The organism is Levilactobacillus parabrevis, assembly GCF_044051715.1.
GTDB lineage: Bacteria > Bacillota > Bacilli > Lactobacillales > Lactobacillaceae > Levilactobacillus > Levilactobacillus parabrevis.
The window spans coordinates 1,104,473-1,127,549 of the sequence record NZ_CP168688.1; the positions used below are offsets into that span (position 1 = coordinate 1,104,473).

General features: G+C 49.7%; 21 protein-coding genes and 1 tRNA gene. 10 read left to right on the forward strand and 12 right to left on the reverse strand.

The window, feature by feature from the left end:
• The first annotated feature begins 195 nt into the window (after positions 1-195).
• Positions 196-1,671 carry an MDR family MFS transporter gene (locus tag ACEPSU_RS05305; protein WP_395323014.1) on the forward strand — a complete coding sequence of 492 codons (1,476 nt, stop codon included), beginning with the start codon at positions 196-198 and terminating at the stop codon, positions 1,669-1,671.
• A 66-nt stretch (positions 1,672-1,737) separates the two neighbouring features.
• Positions 1,738-2,067: a DUF960 domain-containing protein gene (locus ACEPSU_RS05310; protein WP_020089217.1), complete on the forward strand. Its 330-nt coding sequence runs from the start codon at positions 1,738-1,740 to the stop codon at positions 2,065-2,067.
• Between the two features lie 51 nt (positions 2,068-2,118).
• On the opposite strand, the gene ACEPSU_RS05315 is transcribed toward ACEPSU_RS05310, so the two are convergent.
• Positions 2,119-2,766: a deoxynucleoside kinase gene (locus ACEPSU_RS05315; RefSeq protein ID WP_260339983.1), complete on the reverse strand. Its 648-nt coding sequence runs from the start codon at positions 2,764-2,766 to the stop codon at positions 2,119-2,121.
• A gap of 155 nt (positions 2,767-2,921) precedes the next feature.
• Here ACEPSU_RS05315 and ACEPSU_RS05320 point away from each other — a divergent pair, with 155 nt between their 5' ends.
• Positions 2,922-3,692: a Cof-type HAD-IIB family hydrolase gene (locus ACEPSU_RS05320; protein WP_395323015.1), complete on the forward strand. Its 771-nt coding sequence runs from the start codon at positions 2,922-2,924 to the stop codon at positions 3,690-3,692.
• 347 nt (positions 3,693-4,039) lie between these two features.
• Here ACEPSU_RS05320 and pgmB read toward each other — a convergent pair whose 3' ends face one another.
• On the reverse strand, positions 4,040-4,711 hold the full coding sequence (gene pgmB, locus ACEPSU_RS05325) for a beta-phosphoglucomutase (RefSeq protein ID WP_395323016.1): 672 nt from the start codon (positions 4,709-4,711) through the stop codon (positions 4,040-4,042).
• 13 nt (positions 4,712-4,724) lie between these two features.
• Positions 4,725-7,442, reverse strand: coding sequence for a glycoside hydrolase family 65 protein (locus ACEPSU_RS05330; protein ID WP_395323017.1), 2,718 nt, complete (start codon positions 7,440-7,442; stop codon positions 4,725-4,727).
• Positions 7,443-7,722: 280 nt separating this feature from the next.
• Between ACEPSU_RS05330 and ACEPSU_RS05335 the strand changes: the two genes are divergently transcribed.
• On the forward strand, positions 7,723-7,920 hold the full coding sequence (locus tag ACEPSU_RS05335) for a hypothetical protein (protein WP_395323143.1): 198 nt from the start codon (positions 7,723-7,725) through the stop codon (positions 7,918-7,920).
• Between the two features lie 364 nt (positions 7,921-8,284).
• The gene (locus ACEPSU_RS05340) at positions 8,285-8,962 is read left to right on the forward strand and encodes a CPBP family intramembrane glutamic endopeptidase (protein WP_260339986.1); all 678 of its coding nucleotides are present in this window, start codon (positions 8,285-8,287) and stop codon (positions 8,960-8,962) included.
• A gap of 131 nt (positions 8,963-9,093) precedes the next feature.
• Here the strand turns inward: ACEPSU_RS05340 and ACEPSU_RS05345 are convergent, their stop codons facing one another.
• The 5 genes from ACEPSU_RS05345 to ACEPSU_RS05365 form a co-directional block, all read right to left on the reverse strand.
• Positions 9,094-9,573 carry a MarR family winged helix-turn-helix transcriptional regulator gene (locus ACEPSU_RS05345; RefSeq protein ID WP_020089224.1) on the reverse strand — a complete coding sequence of 160 codons (480 nt, stop codon included), beginning with the start codon at positions 9,571-9,573 and terminating at the stop codon, positions 9,094-9,096.
• Positions 9,574-10,157: 584 nt separating this feature from the next.
• Positions 10,158-10,241 (reverse strand) — tRNA-Leu (locus tag ACEPSU_RS05350).
• 66 nt (positions 10,242-10,307) lie between these two features.
• Complete coding sequence (locus ACEPSU_RS05355; protein WP_020089225.1) at positions 10,308-10,586, reverse strand: heavy metal-binding domain-containing protein; 279 nt, start codon at positions 10,584-10,586, stop codon at positions 10,308-10,310.
• Between the two features lie 13 nt (positions 10,587-10,599).
• Complete coding sequence (locus tag ACEPSU_RS05360) at positions 10,600-11,100, reverse strand: VanZ family protein (RefSeq protein ID WP_395323018.1); 501 nt, start codon at positions 11,098-11,100, stop codon at positions 10,600-10,602.
• 124 nt (positions 11,101-11,224) lie between these two features.
• Positions 11,225-11,740 (reverse strand): minor capsid protein, encoded by a 516-nt coding sequence (locus ACEPSU_RS05365; RefSeq protein WP_395323019.1) that lies wholly within the window; start codon positions 11,738-11,740, stop codon positions 11,225-11,227.
• Between the two features lie 226 nt (positions 11,741-11,966).
• Here ACEPSU_RS05365 and ACEPSU_RS05370 point away from each other — a divergent pair, with 226 nt between their 5' ends.
• Positions 11,967-14,468 (forward strand): ATP-binding cassette domain-containing protein, encoded by a 2,502-nt coding sequence (locus tag ACEPSU_RS05370; RefSeq protein WP_395323020.1) that lies wholly within the window; start codon positions 11,967-11,969, stop codon positions 14,466-14,468.
• Between the two features lie 60 nt (positions 14,469-14,528).
• On the opposite strand, the gene ACEPSU_RS05375 is transcribed toward ACEPSU_RS05370, so the two are convergent.
• Positions 14,529-14,768 carry a hypothetical protein gene (locus ACEPSU_RS05375; RefSeq protein ID WP_020089229.1) on the reverse strand — a complete coding sequence of 80 codons (240 nt, stop codon included), beginning with the start codon at positions 14,766-14,768 and terminating at the stop codon, positions 14,529-14,531.
• A gap of 69 nt (positions 14,769-14,837) precedes the next feature.
• Complete coding sequence (locus ACEPSU_RS05380; RefSeq protein WP_395323021.1) at positions 14,838-16,247, reverse strand: C69 family dipeptidase; 1,410 nt, start codon at positions 16,245-16,247, stop codon at positions 14,838-14,840.
• A 215-nt stretch (positions 16,248-16,462) separates the two neighbouring features.
• Between ACEPSU_RS05380 and ACEPSU_RS05385 the strand changes: the two genes are divergently transcribed.
• From ACEPSU_RS05385 to ACEPSU_RS05400, 4 genes are all read left to right on the forward strand, one after another.
• Positions 16,463-17,164: a Crp/Fnr family transcriptional regulator gene (locus ACEPSU_RS05385; RefSeq protein ID WP_395323592.1), complete on the forward strand. Its 702-nt coding sequence runs from the start codon at positions 16,463-16,465 to the stop codon at positions 17,162-17,164.
• A gap of 147 nt (positions 17,165-17,311) precedes the next feature.
• Complete coding sequence (gene asnB, locus ACEPSU_RS05390; RefSeq protein WP_260339992.1) at positions 17,312-19,195, forward strand: asparagine synthase (glutamine-hydrolyzing); 1,884 nt, start codon at positions 17,312-17,314, stop codon at positions 19,193-19,195.
• A gap of 131 nt (positions 19,196-19,326) precedes the next feature.
• Entirely contained in the window at positions 19,327-20,580 is a 1,254-nt protein-coding gene (locus ACEPSU_RS05395; protein ID WP_020089233.1) for a carboxylate--amine ligase, read from the forward strand.
• A 5-nt stretch (positions 20,581-20,585) separates the two neighbouring features.
• A complete protein-coding gene (locus ACEPSU_RS05400) occupies positions 20,586-21,296 on the forward strand; it encodes an aspartate/glutamate racemase family protein (protein WP_395323023.1) in 711 nt (236 codons plus the stop codon).
• A 65-nt stretch (positions 21,297-21,361) separates the two neighbouring features.
• Here the strand turns inward: ACEPSU_RS05400 and ACEPSU_RS05405 are convergent, their stop codons facing one another.
• Positions 21,362-22,264 carry a sensor histidine kinase gene (locus ACEPSU_RS05405; protein ID WP_395323024.1) on the reverse strand — a complete coding sequence of 301 codons (903 nt, stop codon included), beginning with the start codon at positions 22,262-22,264 and terminating at the stop codon, positions 21,362-21,364.
• Positions 22,265-22,278: 14 nt separating this feature from the next.
• Positions 22,279-22,953, reverse strand: a complete 675-nt coding sequence (locus tag ACEPSU_RS05410) for a response regulator transcription factor (protein WP_395323025.1) — start codon at positions 22,951-22,953, stop codon at positions 22,279-22,281.
• Positions 22,954-23,077 lie beyond the last annotated feature (124 nt).

The following is a 23,077-nucleotide window of genomic DNA, read 5'->3' on the forward strand; positions in this document are numbered from 1 at the left end:
TTGGCACTCCGCCGGCTGATGGGATTTTTGCGTTCAGGTTGACTGGTCCACCAGATTTATTTTCACCAGAGGGTGTCCTTTCACCAGCAATCCGTGATAGTATAAGATATTACTGTTTCAAACAGAATTTGGGAAGTAGCGCTGTTGGCTACTCAGTTTCGTTGCGTGGTGGGGCCCAACGGTAGGAGGAAAATTATGAAACAAACAAATGTTAAGGTTGTCACCATTGCCGTCTTTGTGGCGACCTTCATGTCTGCCGTTGAAGGGACAATCGTGTCGACCGCCATGCCGACTATCGTTGGTGATTTAAAAGGGGTGGCCCTGATGAACTGGGTCTTCTCCATCTTCTTACTGACCAGCGCCATTGCCACCCCCATCTATGGTAAATTGGCGGATACCGTTGGCCGGAAACTGGTCTTTCTCGTGGGGCTGTTCATCTTCGTTCTGGGATCTACATTATCGGGGATGTCCCACAGCATGGAGACGTTGATTGCTTGGCGTGCCCTGCAGGGAATCGGAGCGGGGGCCATCATGCCCGTGTCGTTCACGATTCTCGCCGATATTTACCCCGTTGAGCAGCGCGCCCGGGTCATGGGCCTCAATGGGTCTGCCTGGGGAATTGCGGCGGTTGTCGCACCGCTATTGGGAGGATTCATTGTCGATCAACTGAGCTGGCACTGGATTTTCTTCATTAACATTCCAATTGGAATCGTGACCATGGGATTGATCTGGTTCTTTCTCAATGAGAACACAGAGCGTAAGGCGTTTACCATGGATTGGGCCGGTTGTATCTGGCTGTCCGTGGGTCTCTTGGCCGTCATGCTGACGTTTCAGCTGCTCGGTGAAGGGGACCTTAACATCGTGTGGGTGATCGGCGGCCTGATTGTTGCCATTGTCGCCTTTTGGGCATTTATTCGCCGCGAGAAGCGCACGGATGATCCACTGATTCCCATGGAATTGTTTAGCAACCGAACCTTTGTGGTCCAAAATCTGATTGCGGCGCTCTTAAGTGGCTTTATCATGGGATTCGAAGTTTATCTCCCAACCTGGACGCAGGGGTTACTGGGATTGAAGGCCTCCGAAGCAGGATTTGCCATTACACCGAGCTCGCTGATGTGGATTGTCGGGTCCTTTATTGCTGGTAAATTACTAATGAAACGCTCACCATATCAGATTGTTAATATTAGCCTGACGCTGGTGCTGATTGGGGCGGTTATTATGGCGATTATTCCCGCTACCACGCCGTTCTGGAGTTTCTTTGTCATTGCCGCAATCTGCGGGACTGGCTTTGGGATTACGATTACCACCACGACCGTCACGGTGCAGAGCAAGGTACCCGTGGCTGAGATTGGGGTGGCGACTTCCTTTAATACCTTGGCACGAACGTTGGGACAGACCGTGATGGTGTCCGTTTTAGGGATTGTCATGAACGTGGTGATGGCGCATGGCGTTGCCAGTCATCCCGGGACCAGCATGGCGATGATGAATAAGTTAATTAACCCACAAACGGCCAAAAATCTCCCAGCGCACCTGTTGCCTACGCTACATGGTATTCTGTATCAAGGGTTACACCTGATTTTCATTACCGGGGCCTGCCTGATTGTGGTTTCATTCTTGGTCAACTTGCTCGACCGCCGAGGCACGCAGAGCTTAAGTGACCATCAAGCGTAATTATTCCCGTTTTAAGGGGAGATACGGTATAATAGTTCTAAATGACCGAGAGTGGAGGCGAAGAAAATGTTTGAAAATAATCATTCACGTTACGCCAGTTACGGTACCGTTGCGGCCTTGCCCGGCGACATGATCGACGCCGTTTGGGAGATCATCGACCAAGACCTCCAAGGGGTATTTCCGTTGGAGAATCTACTGACGTTTAAGCTGCATAACAACCAAGGGACGACTACGTTTGAATACGTCCAATTAGATGAAAATGATCATCCAGGAGCCCTGAGTGCGGGGTTCGATACGGATTTCGCTTATGCTCCCGAACTCCCAGATACTGTTCTGGCCTACGATGATGGTGACAGCCAGATTATCCTGCTGCCATCTGAAACGGCGGACCATTAAATTAAAAAACTCCCCCAAACCATTTCTGGCTTGCGGGAGTTTTTTGTCAATTTAGACCGTTGCGTCGGTCCGAATGCCTTTTAAGGCGTCATCAATTTGGCCTAAAACGATGTCGGTGTTACCCGGCTTGTCAAGATCGTACTTCTGTAAGTCAATCTTGATCTTAGGGCTGATGTCGTAGTCGGCGAACCAACCTTGGTAAGCCGTCCACATCTTCTTGTAGTAGGATTCCAATTCAGGATTGTTGTCGAATTGTTCGTAGTCCCGGCCACGCTTCTTGATCCGGTGAAGAATGGTGTCGAAGTCGGCATCGGCGTAGACTAATAAGTCTGGTGCCTTCTTTGGGAGTTCGTCCAATTCGGTCATCATGTTGTCGAGGAGTTGTAAGTAAACCTCGAGTTCGGTGTCCGTAATGTTTCCTTCAGCGTTGTTTTCTCGCGTGAACAGGGCGTCTTCGTAGATTGAACGGTCGAGGACGTTGTTGTCGTCCGCGAGGGCTCGTTTGATCATGCTAAACCGCTTGTTCAAGAAGTAAATCTGTAGCAAGAAACCATATTGCTTTGGGTCCCGGTAGTAGAGTGGTAACACCGGGTTATCACCGACCGGTTCGAAGAATGCTTGCGTATTTAAATGTGATGCGATTTTTCCAGTTAGAGTCGTTTTACCGACCCCGATCATTCCAGCTGTAATTATCACCATGATAGCCCCTCTTTAATTAGAAATACAAGATATAGTGTACCATAAAATGACTGACTACTACATCTGCCGGGAAGAAAAATTTCCGCCATTTCCTGTACTTTGGTCATTGTTGTATAATGAAACCGTTGGTATTAGTGGATTAGGAGGTTGATTAAATGTATCAAGCAATCGTCTTTTTTGACTTGGATGGAACGTTATTTGACGACGACAAGAATGTTTTACCGACAAGTGTCGCAGCCATTCAAGAAATGCAACAACATCATATTCTACCAGTTATTGCGACTGGAAGAAACATTTTTGAGATTCAATATGTCCTGGATGCCACGGGAATCGATGCTGTGGTCAGTGCGAACGGTAGTTACGTCCAATATCAGGGCAAAAAATTAACTGCGGCCGTGATCGATCAGAAGACGTTAACGGCCATTACGGCCTTTGCCAAAGAGCAGGGTGATCCGCTGGGTTACTTTAACAACCAGGGCTTTCGCTTGAGTCAGGCAAACCAGGACACGACCGATAACTTTAAATTATTGCGGCTAGACGCGCGGGTCGATCCCACTTGGTATCAGACCCAAGATATTAACTTTTTGAACGTCTTCAACCGCGACAAGGAAAAAATCTACCGCGAGAAGTTCGCAGGGACACTGTCCTTCGTCCGCAACAATCCGCGCGCCTTGGACACCATGCAGACGGGGGTCACCAAACAGACGGGAATTCGCACGTTCTTGAAGGAAGCCGGCCTCGAGAAGGTTAAGACTTACGCCTTTGGGAATGGCTTGAACGACCTACAGATGTTTGATGAGGTCGATATCCCGATTGCCATGGGTAACGGGGTCTTCCAGGCCAAGAATAAGGCGGCATACGTCACGGCTGGCAATATGGATGACGGCATCGTCAAGGGTCTGCGTCACTTCGGTTTGATCCAGTAAATCAGGTGACCAGTCTCGTTAGTATAGCGTATTTTGATTAGGAAGAATAGGGTCAAAAAGACGGGCGACACGTAGCTAATCTGCTCACTATTGCAGTGGGGGATGGCGGGTGTTGCCCTTTTATTGTTTAATTTGTGAGAACGTAAATTTTCCTAAAGTTGCCAATAAAGATGCGACTGATTGGCCACTTTTTACATTAGTACTAAGTAGGGGGCAAAGCTAAGAGTGTGGTACCGGCTGTCTTTGGCTCACGTTTCAATCCTATAAAATAGCATAATAAAAGAGCCTAGGGAGTTGTCCCAGGCCCTACTGATAGCAGATTGCTTATTTCGGATTGCGCGTTGTGATTAGCCTAACTTCTTTGCGATGTTCGCCAACGTTACGTCGGCCGTGTCGGCAAAGACCATGTCGGCGGCACCCAATTCGGTGGCATCACCGATTCCCAGGGAGACTTCACCGGCTGCGTTGATGGCTTGGACGCCGGCAGCGGCATCTTCGACCCCAATACATTGTTCAGGTGGCAAGTTTAACAACTGGGCCCCCTTGGTGTAGATCTCAGGGTCCGGTTTGCCATGCGTCAGGCTTGCTGGGTCGACAACCTTAGGGAAGTAGTCGGCCAGTTGTAACTTGTCCAAGACACGCGGGGCGTTCTTAGAAGCAGAGGCTAGGGATAATTGGTAACCCTTAGCCCGCAGATCGTCCAAGAAGGCCTTCATGCCAGGGAGAATGTTGGCGGGGGTCATCTTGTCGACTTCGGCCACGTAGTTTGTGTTCTTCTTGGTTGCCAATGCTTCCTTTTGGGCTTGGGTGTAGTCGTTTTCCTTGCCCCCAGCCTTGAGAATCATTTCCAGGGAGTCCATCCGGCTAATGCCCTTGAGACCGTTGGCGAGTTCGTCGCTCCAGGCCACGCCGAGGTAGTCGGCCAATTGATGCCAGGCAGTACCGTGTAGGACGGAAGTATCGGTGATGACCCCGTCTAAGTCGAAAACGAATCCTTTAATATCAGCAAATTTTGTCATTGCGAAACACTCCTTAATATGAAATGGTTGCGGGTTGTTGCGGTTTTAGTGAAACTTCATGTTGACCAATAGTTAGTGTGGCGGCGTGATCGGCGGTTACCGTGACTTGACGGTGGTCGATCTCAAAGGTGTAACGGATGCCTCGGACCAGCTGGTGGAACTGAATGGCTCGCCAGTTTTCTGGCAAGTGGGGGTTCACTGTGAGTTGCGGTGCCAGGACATCAACGCCAGCGTAGTGCCGTGTGGACATCAGGGTAACGGCACCCATGACGCCGAGGTGGATGCCTTCAGCGGTGGTGCCGCCCTGAATGTCGTAATAGTCGGATAACAGGGCCTGTGAGAAGAGTTTCCACGACTGGTCCATGTTCCCCGCCATCGCCGTCAAAACAGCGTAGACGATGCGTGAGAGGGTAGAACCATGGGTCGTACGGTCGAGGTAGAACTGGAGGTTCTTCATCAGGGCTTGCTGTGGTAAGTCATAGCCCAATTGCTTGAGCAGACCCATGACGGCCGTAGCATCCAGACTGTAGAAGGCCATCAGCGCGTCGGCTTGTTTAGCCACCTGATAAGCGTCGGGCGTCTTACCCTCGGCCTTTAAGATGCGGTCCATCCGCGAGATGTCACCGTACTTCTTCTGATATTTGCTAAAGTCTAAGCGTGGGAGCTTGAAGTAACCCTCGAACTGCCCGATGATGCCATCCGGATTGATATCGAGCTTAAGATGGTGGCTTACGTCGGCGACCTTTTTAACCACGTCTTGGTCGAAGCCAGTCTTCTGGTCAACGGTCGTAACTTGTGTCTGTGGTAAGGATTGCCGTAAATCAGTCAGCTGATTGAATAGCCAAGTGACCATCAGGTTGGTATAGGCGTTGTTGGCCAATCCGGTTGAGTCGGCATTGGGATAATTTTCGTGAAATTCATCGGGACCCATGACCTGGTCGATCGTATAGCGACCGGTCTTAGTGTCCAACTTGGCCTTGCTGAGCCAGAACTGCGAGATTTCCTCCAACATTTCCAAACCGTAGTCGGTCATGAAGTCGGTGTCGCCGGTGATGTGTGTGTACATGATCACGTTGTAGGCCACGGCCAATGAGACGTGGCGTTGCAGTGAGGAGTAGTCCGGGTCCCAGGTGTTGGTCAGCGGATTCAAGTGAACGACTTGCGATTGCTCGTCGCCAACCTCACCAGATTGCCACGGATACATGGCCCCGGCGAAACCCGCGTCCTTGGCGTTCTGCTTAGCTGCGGGTAGCCGCCGGTAACGGTACATCAGAAGTTGCTTGGCGAGTTGCGGATCGTGTAGTGCGTAAACGGGAAGATCGAACATTTCGTCCCAGAAGACGTGGCCGCGGTAGGCTTCACCGTCGAGTCCTCGGGCGTTGACGGAGGCATCGATCTTGCCAGAAGCGATGGCCTGTGCCGAGGAGAACAGGTGATAGAGATTGACCCGGGTTAACTTCTGCGCGGTAATGTCTCCAGTGATCTGGATGTCGGCGCCGGCCCACCGTTGCTGCCAGTAAGCCGTTGAGCTAGCCAGAGTGTTGTCAAAGCTGGCTTGTTGAAGGTCGGTTGTGGCGGTCGTCATAAGGTCGGTCTTGGTTTCACGGCTGGTGAACAGGACCACATTTTTTTCAAAGGTATAGGTCTGATTAGGTTGGACGGCGACCGAGCGCATCTGTTGAATGTGTTGTTCGGCATTTGGTCGGGTATCGACTGGCGCATCGAGGGCCTTGCCGGGACCAACCAGCTGGGAACCAAAGATAAAGTTAACCTTGGAGGACCGTGTGTGGCCTTCCAGGTAGATGGTATCGGGTTGTTGGCCGGTGCCGGTTACCTTGATGTGGTGCTGATCGAAGGCGGCATAGCGGTCAACGTTACTGTTGATAACGCTACCATCAATTTCTGAATAGATCTGCAGGGTGCCCGCAAAGTTGAGGGGGGTCACACTGTAGCGAATGCCGAGACGATGCCAGTCTTTCATATTGGCGAGCTTCGTCGTTCTGATCTGTAGACTATGGCCGGTGGGCAGCTGAACCAGCATGGTCGTTGTTAAAGCACCAGTATGGAGGTCAAGACTGCGGTAGATGTCCTGAATGTCGCTGGCTTTGATCTGAAATGGATTCTGATGGTCAACGCCAAAGGTCAGGGCCTGGGCATTGGGCAGGTTGACCAAATCCTCGTTCGTCACCTGGCGGCCGTTGATGTTAGTCGACAGTTGATCGTAAAGGCCCGCAGCGTACATGCCAGGATAGTTGTCGTGATCGGCATGGGCCTCGGTATAGGCCCCCCGTAGACCGAAGAAACCGTTGCCCACGGTGAGCATGGCTTCTTGCCCATAGTTGCGCTTACCTTGGTACTGGCCATAGTAGTCGAGGTGCCAGCTCAGATAGTTGCGCTTGGCAGTGAGAGCCGCATTTAACCCTTGGTCAGCAATGGCCTGACTGCTGACGACGGGAATGTTGAGCATATTGGTAATGGCAAGACCGATGTCGATTCGTTGGTGATTGATACCGACAACGGTGTCGGAGAAGGGGTAGCTCAATGCGTTGTCGATGACGGCAGCGTCCACATCGAGCCCCGCTAACTTCAGTCGGAGGTTTTCCAAATTTTCACCGATAGCTTGATCCGAGTTGTAGGCAATCGTAAATTGACGCTGGGCAGCGGGTTGGCCGGCCGGTGCGTAACTCACCTGCAAGGAATCGTCTAAAACGTGTAATGTAATTATTTTCAAGCTTGATCGTCGTCCTTTCTGCTAAAACTTAGCGTATTATTCACTATTTATCTTAGGTTACCCACTGACAATAAGCAATTAATTCCCCTTAATTTTGTTAAAATTTACGTGAAGTAAAACGCTAAAGCGGCGCCGTTGCAAGCGATTGCACGATTTGAACTTTTACCCATTGGTTCGACCAATTGAATGACCGAGCATCGGTAAAATAGGCTTCGATAAATTGGCAGAAACGTGGTAAGCTTTTGGTATTGAATTGTGAAGGGAGCTAACGCTGTTGAAAGTGTTAACGATGATCCTAATTGTCCTGGCAACTGGCCTCATTATTGGCGGCACCCTCTGGGGCTTGCTGGCGTGGGCCCTCGTTGGTTGGGTAAAGGTTGCGGTCGGTTTTGGTGGCTTGTTGCTGGCAACAAGCGTCAATTTCTTCTTATATTGGACGCTGTGGCCGCATCGACCTTTTGAGGATGACGATGAATAGGGAATTTTCCGGAAGACGAAACGCTTAAAAATAGACACAAAAAAAGCCATTACGATAAGTCGCAATGGCCAAAGAGTAAGGTTACAACATAATTGGGGGATTATGTTGTAAAAATTTCATCTACTTTGGGGGAGTAAAATGAAATCTGTCTGTTGAATGAGGACAGAAGCCTCACGCGTAAGTTGAAGGTTAGTCCAAACTTACCCGCAACCCTATAGTAACGCAGAACAAGAAAAAATGCCATTAAAAAATAAATATTTGGCAAAATTTCTGCGGTTTTAAGGGTGACCCGAGAAACGGTGGTAACCTAGATGGGTTACGGGTTTGTTCGGCAAAAAAACAAAGTGATAGAGGGAATGATAACGTGCAAATTAAGCAGCAACCAGTTAGCTATTGGAATTTTGGATGGGTCCTGATTATGATCGTCGTGACGTCGGTGGTTCAGATTCCACTGAACTTTATGGCGCACGGCACGACACTCCATCGCGGACTGTGGGCAGCTGGCTATCTGGTCGGGTTTGCCGTGGCAATCGCGCTGGGTGCTTGGATCTTCCAGCGGGTGCATCCGGTGCACTGGCAGCGATTGACGCGTCAGGACTGGCAGTTGATGGTCAAGGGCTACGTGTTCATTATTGCTGCAGAGATTGTTTTAAACGTGGTCAATAACGTCTTCTTCGGTGAAACCAGTACGAAGAACAACGCCCTGATCGCGGATATCATGGGTCACAGCTCCTTGACGCTGGTGATGCTCAGTCTAACGGCTGTGTTGGCCTCACCCTTTCTGGAGGAGCTGACCTTCCGAGGAATTCTGGTCGGGGGATGCTTCCCAGCCAAGATGTTTTGGCTACCGGTTATCACCAGTGGTGTCATCTTCTCGCTGGTTCACCAGAGTGACAACATTATCAGTTGGCTGATTTACGCGTTGATGGGGGGCACGTTCGCCTACATTTACCGGAAGACGGATAAGCTCCAGACAACGATCATTTTGCACGGCTTTAATAATTTGATTGCCGTCGCCGTGATGATTGCGACGCTGCGCTAGGATAGTTGGGTGAATCAGAATCGGTGATTGCTTGCTCCAGAGGGGGCAGTCGCCCACCGGAAGCAACAGCTTTTAACCAATAGAAACAACAAAAAGGCCAACGCACTCACAAATGGGGGCGTTGGTCTTCTTTATTCGACGGTGTCGACTTCTTTTGTAATGAGCCGCTCGTTGCTGACCGTATCAAGCTGTTGCTTGACGGTCACCAGTTCAGTCATCATTGAATCAATTTCTTCTGACGACATCCCAAGTAGCGTTTGACATTGACCAATTCGTGAGTAGACTTCATCACGCTTAGTCGTGGCCATTTCAGTCAAGTGAATCAGGACTTGGCGTTCGTCGGTTTGGCTCCGAACCCGGGTGACCCAACCTTGCTTTTCAAGTCGCTTCAGCAGCGGTGTCAACGTACCACTGTCTAATTCCAAGCGTTCGCCAAGCTGGTGAACCGTCAGAGGCGCCTTTTCCCACAGAACAAGCATTGCAATGTATTGGGGATAGGTTAAGCCAAAGGGCGCTAAAGCACTCTGGTAAAAATGATTAAATTTCTTGCTGGCCGAATAGATTGAAAAACATAACTGTTCATCCAACAATACGGGGTTAACGTCTGTCATCGTATTGGCCTCCTTTCGTTTACTTTCCAGTGTATTGTATACAATTAAATTGCCGCTGGCAAGTAAAATACCTCAGCTTGCCCGCCATGGGCCTATCTGGTCGCGTGAATAACCAAAAGGCGAGACAATTCGGCGAAAATGTAACATCACAATAATTATATAGCATATCTATAGGTAAATAAAACGATTGTTGACAAAATTAGTTTTATTACACATTTAAAATTTAGGGGAGTAGTTAGTTCGTAAAGGGTATGTGTGGTTGAACCCAGTAACTTACGATAACTTAAAAACTAAAACACTATTGGTGACTGGGGTAGTCCTAGTTCAACAGGAATCCTTGTGAAAATATGATTAAAGTTGTCAACTGATTAGCTGGTTGACAAGACCGTTTAAGTATACCAGAAGATTTAAAAATAAAAAGTTAAATTTTATAGATGTGATAATGAAAGTCTAGTGAGAGGAATGTGGCTTGGTGCGCGGTGGGGAAGCACCAACGTTGATACTGAATTGAATACTGGGGATAAAAAAATAGGAGCCTTGCTAGACGTTAATCTAACAAAGCTCCTATATCAGGTTATTCGTGATGCCCCGAGCAGGATTCGAACCTGTACTTGATCTCTCAAACAGCGACCTGAACGCTGCGCGTCTGCCAGTTCCGCCATCGGGGCAACTCAACAACAAGTAATATATTACACTATCCGTGTATAAATGTGAACCCTTAATTTAAAATTTTTTTATTTAGGGAATTTAACGGCCGTCCCATAGCCGTGAACCACCAGAAATTTCGGGGCAACATTCATCTGGGCGATCTCGGTATTGAAGCGAACTTCAATCAGACCGTCCGCACCCATCTCTTGTGCTTTCTTCATCAACGCTTGTTTGGCCTCATCGAATAGGCCATCGAAGAGTTCGAATTGATCCGGCTTTTCTGACCGTAACATGGTGTGTGTTGTCGCGGTCAGGATGCCTTGGATCTGGTGGGACCGGTTTAGGCCCCCAGTTGTCATGAACATCTGTAATTCCTCCTCATTTTAAAACCTGGTAATGGCGTTGCAGGAGCAGCATGCAGGCCGCACCAATGATGACGCCTGTGCAGTTGGTCAGGACGTCATTGATGTCAACCCAACGCCCCAGACCGACCAGCCAATTAAAGATGGCCTGGCCACTCTCAAGCGTCAAACCAGTGGCGAGACCGGCGAGTAGCCATTGGCGCCACCGATGCTGACTATGGTTGTATTGCCAGATAACACCTTGTGGAATAGTCATGACAATGTTCAGCCAAAATGACAGGTCGATACTGGCCGGTTGTAGGGGCCAAATGACCCAAGTGCCGCCAGCAATCCAAAAAGTTTGAATTTGGCCAACGCTACTCCCCAGCGTAATGGCGACTGGCGTCCACGTCAGGGCGTTTAGTCCCCAGCAACCCAGCCACCACCAAATTCGGCGGTAACGTCGTTGATGCCAGTCTCTGAGGCTCAGTGTGGCCCACAGTAGGCTGACACCAATAAATGGAATCCATCGGACCATATTTAGCGCCTCCTAGCATTTCCAGTATACCGATTTGCTGGGAGGGGGACAATTGCTTTTGAAGATTTTATTTTCACGGATTTGCCGCGAATTGGCCGGTTAGGTTCGATTTCTGCTTGGAAAATCATTTTTGAAAAACATCTTTGCCATATTCCTTGATCATGGCCTTCCGCCAGTTGCTGTACGTCAGGTAGGGGCCCATTCCTAATTCGCCGGTCTTTGGATCAAGGTACTGTCGATTCGTAGTCGTGGGGAGATCACCCGTACAGGGCGTGGCGATGCAGCGACAGCCCTTGTGAAAGGGCGGGTAGTTGATGCCCGGTCTGGCTTCGTCCGTCCGGTAGACGCGGCCATCCTGAGCGCCACAGTCCGGACAAGTCTCCTGATCGAGAACACAAGTAATCTGGTAGTAATCGGTGTAAGGCGTCCCGACCGGCTGTTGGGCTTGCGTAACTTGCGGCCGGTTAAGCCCAACTGAGCGCCCAATATGTGGAAATAACCAGTAGATGATAGCCAAGACCAGTGCGATCACCGTTGACCACGTGATGGCGTATCCTAGTGTATAGAAGATGATGCCAAGAACGACATCCAGAATTAGAAAGACGATAACACTAATTGAAATACCGCTTCTTTTTTTCACGGGATTGCCTCCATAAGTAAATTTTGAAAGCCCTATCACTGTATTATACACGAGACGCTCGCCAATGTGCGAAACAGTTCGCTGGCACGACGATTATCGCGGGCAGTTACCCGAACTGACGACTACTTCGAGGTTAAAACGATAGTTAAGCCGTAACCCTGAATTTCCAGGGTAAGTAGGGTAGAATGAAAACATTGACTAATTTCGAAAGGGGTCCCTCGTTTTTATGGCAAATCAGTTACCGACTAAGATCAAAGTTCGTGGTGCAAAGGTCAACAATCTCAAGAATTTGGACGTTGATATTCCGTTGAATAAGTTTGTGGCAATTACTGGCCGCAGTGGTTCCGGCAAGTCGTCCTTGGCCATGGGGGTGCTCTACGCTGAGGGAGCCCGGCGCTACCTCAATGCTCTTTCAACGTTTACGCGGCGGCGCATCAATCAGATGGGCAAGGCGGCGGTTGAATCCGTTGAGTATCTGCCTTCCGCGTTGGCACTCCGTCAGCGGCCACAGGTTCCTGGTGTGCGCTCGACCGTGGGGACAATGTCGGAAAGTCTCAATATCTTGCGGCTGGTCTTTTCACGGCTGGGGTCACCCGTCTGTCCGAATGGGCATCAGGTGCCACCAACGTTAGCAGTGGCCGAAAATGATGGCTACGTGACCTGCCCAACCTGTGGTGTGACTTTTCGTGCGCCCGGAGCTGAAGACTTCGCGTTTAACTCCGACGGTGCTTGCCCGACCTGTGGTGGTTTAGGCGAGGTGCGGCAATTGGATTCGTCGCTGTTGATTGCCAATGAAGACCAGACGATTGAAGAGGGAGCGGTGGCATCCTGGCATTTGCCTGGACGTAATTTTATGCCAATCGTCGCCAACGCTATCGGTATTCCTATTGACGTACCGTACAAGGATCTGAGTGCGGCCGATAAGCAGCGTGTCTTACACGGTCCTAAGCAGAACGTGGCGATTAACATTCCTAGTAGTAAGGGCAAGATCTTCCATATGGACAATGCGGTCTACGAGAATGCCTTTGCGGCGGTTGAGGATAGCTTAGCCACGACCAAGAATGAACGAACAATTGCGAAGCTTAATAAATTTTACACGTTTGACACCTGCCCAACTTGCCACGGTACGCGGCTGAATCCGAAGTTGTTAAAACAATTGCTGAATGGTAAGAATCTGGCGGAGGTCAGTGATTTGCCAGTTAAACAGCTACGTGAGTTTGCCGGCACCATCGTTGACTGGCTTCCCGCTAAAATGCATAAGCTGGGAACGGACCTCGTCGATGAACTCGTGCGTAGCCTGCAGCCGATGGTCGACTTGGGCTTAGATTACCTGACGCTGAGTCGTCCCGGTGCGACGCTGTCCACGGGTGAGCTCCAACGAATCCAGTTGGGCCGGACCCTGCGGAGCGCAACGACCGGCGTCCTGTACGTGCTAGATGAACCCTCAGTGGGCTTACATCCGGCTAACGTGACCGGACTAATCAAGGCCTTTAGAGGATTGGTCGCACAGGGCAATTCTGTGGTGGTCGTGGATCACGACACCCGGATTATTGGTGCGGCGGATTACGTGATTGAAATCGGTCCTGGTGCCGGAAAAAATGGTGGCACAGTGGTCGATCAGGGGACGGTCGCCGAGGTGGCGCGGAGTTCACATTCACTGATTGCACCATTCTTGAACGGGACGACGCAACTGCGTGAGCGGCCGATGCTGAGTGATCAAGCGCTCTGGCAAAAAGGACAGCTCAGTCTGGAAGTGCAGCACCGGTTTAACATCGATGACGTGGCGGTGAAGTTTCCGAAGAATCGGCTAACGACGGTCACGGGGATGAGTGGTGCTGGCAAGACGACGATGATTCTTGATAGCCTGATTCCAGCGATTGAAGCCGAGGTGGCCCATCGGCCATTACCTAAGCATGTCACCCAACTGGACCGCGCGGGCATTCGTCACGTGATCAAGGTTGACTCGGTTCCCGTGGGAAAGAATGTGCGCTCAACGGTAGCAACCTATACGGATATCTTGAATCGCTTACGGAAGCTGTTCGCAGCAACACCAGCGGCGCAGGAACGTGGCTATACCAATAGCCGCTTCTCGTATAACGTTAAGGCTGGGGCTTGTCCCACGTGTAATGGAACCGGTCAGATTTCTCTAGATGTTCAGTATCTGCCGGATATTACGGAAGTTTGCCCGCAGTGTCACGGTCAGCGCTACAACCAAGAAACGTTGGCCGTGAAATGGCAAGGGTACAGTATCGCCGATGTTTTGGCCTTGTCCGTTGATGAAGCCCTACCCGTTTTCGCCGAAGAAGCGGGTATCGAACAGACCTTGCAGACGCTTCACGACATGGGATTGGGTTATCTGTTACTCGGTGAAAGTACACCGGCGCTCTCCGGTGGGGAGGCGCAACGTCTGAAGCTGGTTTCTCGCATCGGTAAGCGGCAGAATGGCACGTTGTTTATCTTTGATGAACCCACGGTCGGGTTGCATCCCCTGGATATACAGCAGTTGGTCAAGGTCTTCGATCAGCTTCTGCAGCAGGGGGCCACGGTGATTGCCATCGAGCATGACTTGGATCTGATTGCCAATGCGGACTATGTGATCGATATGGGCCCCGGTGGCGGGATTGCTGGGGGACAACTGGTCGCAACTGGGACACCGGCCGCGGTCAGTGAGAACCCGGCGAGTGTGACGGGGCGGTATTTGAAGGCCCAGTTAGACCTATTCGCTTAAGATTTAAGACAAAAAAGGGCGCCGACGAACCAATCTTCGTCGACGCTCGTTTCATCTAGATTAAAGTTTCTTGGAAATTTGGTAACGCTCGCTGGCCGCGTGGCCGGTCTGGCCATTTCCCAGTTGTGATTCTGCTAGGAAGATATCAAAGGAAGGCTCACCTTTTTCGCTCTTCACTACCAAAACGTGACCGGCATCGGTGTGCCGTTCTTGATAGATCTGCGCCGATTGGACGGCTTCGTGATAATCGTGAAAGTTACCAATTGAATCGCCAGGATTAAAGAGTACAACTTCATCCATTATAATCATTCCTTTCAGGGCTAGCTGCTAATTTCATTATACCGCACTTGTCCTGAAAACGGTATCAATTCACAAATTCTGGTCCATAGTAAATGACAGCTGTGACTGTTCAGCGTTGGCACAGAGCAATTTGCCGGCTTGATTTTCAATTTCTGTCGCAAAAAGTTGTGCGGTAGCCACGTTGAAATGGCCTAAGTTGGCGTCATCGTTCGCTGTCAGCGCATCGCCAGCGGTCACACGCTGAATCCCCAATGATTGGGTGTGCTTCAGGAAGTCCGCAATGAGCTGGCGATTCTCGTGGTAGTGCGCTTCACTCAGATCCTCTAGCAGTTTGCCAGCCCAATAGGGATTCTGTGGCGAGAACTGCTGATTGGCGGCCGCGTACGCCGTGCCGAGCTGGTCGCCGTTGGCGTAGAAGGGGACGTATGGATTGAAGGCGGGGTTGCCAAAACATTGCCAGATAAGACCGGCTAACTGAGGAATCACGTGACGTCTGATCTGCAGGATGTGGGAATTTTCCGTGCGTGAAAGGCCAATGGCACGGTAGAGGTGGCGTTCGGTTTCGGTGCCATCGCCCAATGGATCATAGGGCGTTTCCTGGTAGTGCGAACCTAGTAACTCCGCAACGTCCGGCACGCTGATTTTGCGTTCCGCATGACGAATGAAGGGGAGTTCCTGGTCGGTCGGATTTTCAAAGGCACTCGGCGTGAAAAGCTTGTGTCCGTACCAGACTCGTGGCGTATTGTAGTGAGCGTCGAAAACGGTCTGGGTGCCGAAGATGTGGCGGGAGTTGAACCGATTACCGTCTGGGTTAAGATGGTTGCGCTGAACGAAGTGCCGGATGCCGGTCGAAGTCAGAAAGTCACCGGGACGGTCGAAGTCGATATCCTGAATGGCCAATTGATTGGCGACCACGGCGTACATGTCGTCGGGGATGCGCTGGGCAACCCAGTGATGACCACTGACGACTTCCATGTACCAGACCTCATCGCTGTCGCTAAAGAGAACGCCGTTGGCCTCGGCAGCGCCGTTGGTTTCAACCAATTGGCCTAGTCGTTTGACACCAGCTTGGGCTGAGTCCACGTAAGGGAGAACGACCGTGACCATCGCGTCTTCAGCAATGCCGTCGTCGACGAGTGGATCTACGCCCAGCACGCGGCTGTTAGCGTAAGCGGATTCCGTGGCGCTCATGGCGACGTTGTGACTGTTAATGCCGCTCTCAGCGTAGTCACCCTCACTCGGATCACTGTCGGGAACGGCGGTGTAGTGGGCTGCATGAACTGGAAGGGTGGTGGTGAAGTGATTGTTCTTAGAAATAAAAGTCGTATTCGGATTGTTGGTCGCTGGGTGCACGACCGCTTGTTTCGGCCAGATGGCGACACCGTTGTCCTCGTTGCGGGCAATCAAGGGGCTACCGTCGATGGTGGCTAGCTTGCCAGCAAGAAATGAGGTGCAGGCCTGGTGGGTTTGACGAGTCATGGGGGTTCCTCCTTCAAAAAGTGCGTAAATATAAGATTTACTATAGCATATTTTGACCGAATAAGCCGTTGACCACCGTTTCTATCCAATTGTTTGCTAGAATAGACTCTGGATAGCTGCCGAATTTTGAGAGTGGCGACTGATTAGGCGTCAGGATGGCAAGAATAGTCACTTCATATGTGGCCGGAAAGCAAGATTTTAAAGGAGATGTCGTGATGGAAAATGTCCATACGCATGAACATTCGATTGAACGAGAATTAGAGTGTGTTTCACAGGTGCCGATTTTTCAGCGGTTGTCTGCTGAACAGATGACCTCGGTGGCACAGGTGACTCGCCCGATTCATGCCGAAAAGGGCGGTGCCGTCTTTAGCACGGGCGAGGTCTCACAAACGCTGTACATTGTTAATCAGGGACAGGTTCGCTTGTATCATTTGGCCGAGGATGGCCGAGAACAGGTTTTACGGGTCCTGAATCCGGGAGACTTCGTTGGTGAAATTGCGTTGTTCACGGACGAAATCCATGCGTCCTACGCTGAAGCAACCAAAACAACCGAGCTGTGTACCATTTCGCGGGCCTCGCTGACGGCACTGATCAAGAAGTTGCCGCCACTGTCGATGGCCTTACTGGGTGCTTTGGCCGACCGGCTGAAGTCTGCTGAACGTCAAGCAACATTGTTGGCGATTCCAGATGCGTTACCTCGTTTGGCAGGATATTTACAGGAACTCACCGGCCATACGACGGGCACAGTTGACTTACCGATGAGCAAACAGGATCTGGCCGCTTATCTGGGGATGACGCCGGAATCGTTGAGCCGCAAGCTAAGACAGCTGGCAACGTCCGGGATTATTGAGACGATTGGCCGGCGGCAGGTCAAAGTAACCGATTCCATTAAACTCAGTGAATTAGCCCCATCATAGGCCATTTTCAGCGAACCGTTTAAGAATCCTTAATAATATGGTATTCCCGAAATAAATTTGCTAAAATGATGGGTGTTGTGTTTCATTTAAATCTTAATGAACGACCAAATTAGACTTAATAATAAACAGGAAAAAGGGGATACGCACATGTGTGGATTCGTTGGCTACGTGAACCAAAAGGATGTTCCGGCTACCACGATTAATGATATGGCAGACCGCATCAAGCACCGGGGGCCAGATGACGAGGCTTACTTCAGTGATGACCAAGCTGTCATGGGTTTCCGTCGCTTGTCGATCATTGACTTGGCTCACGGTAAGCAACCCATGTATAACCGGGACCAGACGAAGGTCTTAACTTTTAATGGTGAAATTTATAACTATAAAGAAATTCGAGCTGACTTGCAAAAGCTCGGCTACGAATTCCAAACGGACGTGGACTCTGAAGTTTTGATCCACGGTTACGATGCTTGGGGTCCTAAGTTATTGGACCGGCTTCGGGGAATGTACGCCTTTGCCATTTACGACAAGACGAAGAACGAAGTCTTTGGTGCCCGGGATCATTTCGGTATCAAGCCAATGTACTACTATGACGATGGTAAGACGTTCCTGTGGGCCTCTGAAATCAAAGCGTTTCTCGAACATCCAAACTTCAAGAAGGAATTCAACGAAACCTTATTGCCAATCCACTTGAGCTTTGAATTTATCCCATCACGGGACACCATGTTCAAGAACGTCTACAAGGTTTTGCCTGGACAATACTTCATTCACCACGCAAACGGCGAAACGGAAACGCACCGTTACTTCAAGTTCAACTACGATCACATCGACAACAGCCAAACGGTTGAAGAGGATGCCAAGAAGATTCGCGGTATCGTTGACGAATCCGTAAAGGCCCATATGATCGCCGATGTTGAGGTTGGGAGCTTCTTATCCAGTGGGATCGACTCTTCCTACGTGCTGAACGAAGCTTCTAAGCTCAAGCCAATTCAATCCTTCTCCTTAGGGTTCAAGAACTCTAAGTACAGCGAACTGAGCTGGTCCACTGAGTTTGCCAAGGAAATCAAGCAGAAGAACACGCCACTCTACATGACGGGGGAGGATTACTTCGATATCCTGCCAACTATCATGTACTACATGGATGAACCATTGTCTAACCCTTCAGCGATGCAGTTGTACTACCTGTCTAAGGGGACGCGTGAATCCGTGAAGGTTGCCCTGTCTGGTGAAGGGGCCGATGAATTCTTCGGGGGCTACAACACGTACCTCGAAGCAATTCCATTCGAACGCTACCAGAAGTGGGTGCCAAAGGGGATTCGGAAGATGCTAGGTGGCATCGCCGAAAAGTTTCCTCGCTTCCATGGGCGGCGGTTCCTGGTGCGTGGTGCCCAGCCATTGAGCGAACGCTACTACCGGGTCAACTACGTCTTTGACTACCATGACCGAAACAAGATTTTGAAGAATCCGAAGCTCAACCAAGATGCTGGTGCTTACACTAAGCACTTGTTTGATGACGTTAAGGGCTTAGATGAAATGACGCAAATGCAATACTTCGACATCAACACCTGGTTACCTTATGATATCTTACATAAGGCTGATCGGATGAGTATGGCGAACTCTCTGGAAGTGCGGACCCCATTGGTTGATAAGGAAGTGGCGAAATTCGCCGCAACCATGCCAGTGAAGACGCGGATCCACACGGATGAGACCAAGGTTTCTCTGCGGACCGCTGCCGAGGCCGAATTGCCAGAACGGGTAGCGAAGAAGGAAAAGATGGGCTTCCCATCCCCAATCGCTACTTGGATCAAGACGGAACCTTACAAGTCACGAATCATTGAAGCCTTCAATTCTGACGTGGCCCACAAGTTCTTTGATACCGAAGCCTTGATGGATATCTTACGTGAACACATTAACGGTAAGTCCAGCATGCAAAAGATCTTTACTATCTACACGTTCATTCTCTGGTATGAAGTTTACTTCCCAGAAGACACGACGGCTAAGACGATTGATCTGGTCCACCGGACGCAAGTTTAATAATTTACGATGGCGCCGTGCATTTACACGGCGCGTACATAACGCTCAAGGTTGCTATTGGACTCGTCCGCTAACAACCTTGCTTGCGTTTAGTCAGATAAAAGTAGTTGTGAAGGGACTTTTAAATAGTTATGGAAAACAATGGCGTAAAATTCACCCCAATCTTGTTGGGGAGTGACTTCAACGTTTACGGGATGGCCCGGTCATTTTACGACCTGTACCATGAACCCGTTCAGGCCTTCGCCAGCATTCAGTTGGCCCCGACCCGCTACACCAAAGTGGTTAATTTGGAATTGATCCCCGGCTTCGATGAGGACCCTGTGTGGATTGAAACCATGCGGAAACTCAAGGAACGGTATGCCAATCATCCTGAACCCGTTATTTTAATTGGCTGTGGGGATGGTTATGCCCAACTGATCAGTAAGCACAAGGCCGAATTGGAAGATGTTTTTATCTGCCCATACATTGATTACGATAAATTGCGGCACCTAAACAACAAGGAAAACTTCTACAAGGTGTGTGATCAGTACGACTTGCCTTACCCGGCAACGCGGATCATCACCAAGGATGAAGCAACTAGTGGCGATATCGAGCAGCCTTTCGATTACCCAGTTGCCTTGAAGCCAGCTAACAGCGTGGAATGGCTGGACGTGCACTTTGAGGGTCGGAAGAAGGCTTTCCGGATTCAGAGTGAAGCCGAGTTCAAGGACATCGTGGCCAAGGCTTATGCCAATGGCTACACGTCCGATCTGATCTTGCAGGACTTCGTGCCCGGGGATGATAGCAACATGCGGGTGCTGAACGCTTACGTGGATCAGCACCATCACGTGAAGATGATGTGCTTGGGCCATCCCTTGTTGGAAGATCCCGCACCATCGGCCATCGGTAACTACGTGGCCATCATTCCGGAATATAACGAAACGATTTACAAAAACATCCAGACCTTCCTGGAAGCCATCGACTTTACCGGTTATGCCAACTTTGACATGAAGTATGACGTCCGTGACCACAGCTTCAAGTTGTTTGAAATCAACTTGCGGCAGGGGCGGAGCAGTTTCTTCGTGACGTTGAACGGCTATAACCTTGCAGACTGGGTCGTTAAGGACTATGTTAAGGGTGAACTGGTTGATGCACCAACCGTTTACGGAAACAAGGATGAAAGTCAGCACGCCCTGTGGCTTGGCGTTCCCGTCAAGGTCTTCAAGCAGTACACGCGTGAAAATGCCGACAAGGAACGCGCCCTCAAGCTGATTGCAGCGGGCAAGTATGGCACCACGTATCGTTATGATCAAGATATGAACCTGAAGCGTTGGGCCTTAATCCAGTGGATGCAACACAACTATACGGTCAACTTTAAGAAGTACTTCGCAGAAAACAAGGGGTAATTGCCATGCAAAAATTCTTTACGATTATTGGCGGCATGGGCACCATGGCCACCGAAAGTTATTTACATCAATTGAACTTACGGACGCCGGCTCACGCCGATCAGGAGTATTTGAATTATATTTTGGTCAACCACGCCACGGTGCCGGACCGGACGGACTACATTTTGGATCACAGTCAGCCCAATCCGCTACCGAGCTTGTTAGAAGATATTCAGCAGCAGAGTCAGCTGAATCCGGCATTCTTCACGTTGCCTTGTAACACGGCGCATTATTTCTATGACAATCTGCAAGCGGCTACCGACATTCCCATTCTGCACATGCCACGCGAGACGGTTAAAGAAATCAAGCGCAGGTATCCGGATGCCAAACGTATCGGGATTACCGGGACGCGAGGAACCATTGCCGATAAGGTCTACGAGGATGAGGTGAAGGCAGCTGGGTTAACGCCCGTTCTGCCAACGGATGCCATCGAAGATGAGACGATGACGCTGATCTATCATTACATTAAAGAAAACAACGAAGTCAACGCCGACCTATTCCATCGCATCATTCGCGAAATGATGACGGAACAGCACGCCGACGTGGTTATCTTGGGTTGCACGGAGCTTTCACTCGCTCAGGAACGGGAACCCGAGACAACCTTCCCAACGGCCGACAGCCAATCTATTTTGGTCGACCGGACGCTGGAACTGGCTTTGAAGATGCGTAATAAATAAGTTTGATAGTAAAAGAACCTAAAAAGACGGTAACCAGTAGTGGTTGCCGTCTTTTGCTGTGGAAATTAGTCTATTGGGGGCGTCGTTCTGAAGGTTAACCGTACAGTGAAGGATTGGCTGTCCGTTTGTAACATGAGCTTTCCCCCAAGGGTGGTCACTAGCGACTGGACAATGTTTAGCCCAAGGCCGAGACTCTGGGTTGAGTGGTCATCGGTGGTATAGAATTGCTTGGTCGTCACTTCTTTTTGCGTGGCAGTTACAGTTGTTTCGTTCTGAAATTCTAGGCAAATATGTTGCTCGTCCAGGAACCTTAGACTAACAATAGCTGAATTTTTTGCATATTTGAGCCAGTTGCCAACCAAGTTTTGGATGATTCTTTGGAGTAGCAGTTGGTCGGTCGTGAGTGTGATATTAGGTGCAATCTGGGGAGTCACGGTGATGTGTTTAGCGGTTAGCTCATCAAAGAGGCCAAATAATTCTTGTTCCAGAAAGTGAGAAACGTTGATTGATTCCAGATTTAAATGATTCGCCTTGGTGCGCACCAAATTGAAGTCCATCAGATATCGTAGGTAGTAGTTGACGGAAGCCAGATTGTTCAGAACCCGCTGTAAGTTAGTGGTGGTCGCGGTCGTTGGCTGTCGTTGAATTAGCTGAACGTAACCCGTAGCCACTGTTAGCGGTGTTTTAATGTCGTGTGTCAGATTAAGGAGCATTTGTTCCAGGTGATGCTCGCGCTGATATTCTGTTTGTTGGAGGTGCCGGGTCTTCTGAAGGGTTTGATTCATTGTGACCGTCAGATGTTGAATGAGGCCAAAATGGAGATTACTGGTGACACCCGCGTTAGTCGTATGGGTATTGATGTAGACAAGGTCTGTCGTGATGTGTTGCAGATCAACTAAGATGAGTCCGAGAACACTACTCAAAATAAAAACAAAAATACATAGGACGATGATGATTAAAGTTGTCATGAACTACTCCTTCACTAGACGAGTCGGACACCGATACCCCAAACGGAGACAATATATTTTGAGTGACCAGTCAGCGCGTTGAGTTTAATCCGCAGATTGCTGAGGTGAACGTTAAGCGTGTTTTCGGCGCCCTGGTAGGGTTCACCCCATACAGTTTCGTAGAGTTGGGCCTTGGCAAAGACCTGATGCGGATCTTTAAGTAATAACTGGAGAATTTGAAATTCTTTTTTGGGGAGCGTTAGGGCATGATCGCTGACTGTGATTTGATGAGTCGTTAGATTGAGCCGAATATCATTAAAGGCCAAAGTCGTATTTTCTACGGGACTAGTGGAGGCTGTTGAACGTAGCTGGACTTGAACGCGAGCCAGGAGTTCATCAATGTCGAAAGGTTTTGTGAGATAGTCATTAGCACCGGCTGTTAGTAAAGCTACTGTTTTAGTTTTTGACTGAATAGCTGTCAAAACCAGGACGGGAACATTTGAGGTCTTACGGATGGTTTTGAGCACACTTTCGCCCGTAATATTAGGCAACATTAAATCTAGAATAATGAGATCTGGGTGCTGCTCGCTAAAGACCTGCAGTCCCTTAATACCGTCTAGGGCGGTTAAAACTTGGTATTGAGGACTTAATACAGCCCTTAAAAGTTGTTGAATATCAGTATGATCTTCGATTAGTAAAATTTTTAACATTAATTTTGAATGGCTCCTTAGCTTCATATATGTTTAATTATATATGAAGAGGCGGGCTGTCACAATTTAGGTTAAATTAAGGTTTACTTATAGCAGAAGTTAAGAAATAGTCACTAAGATTAGT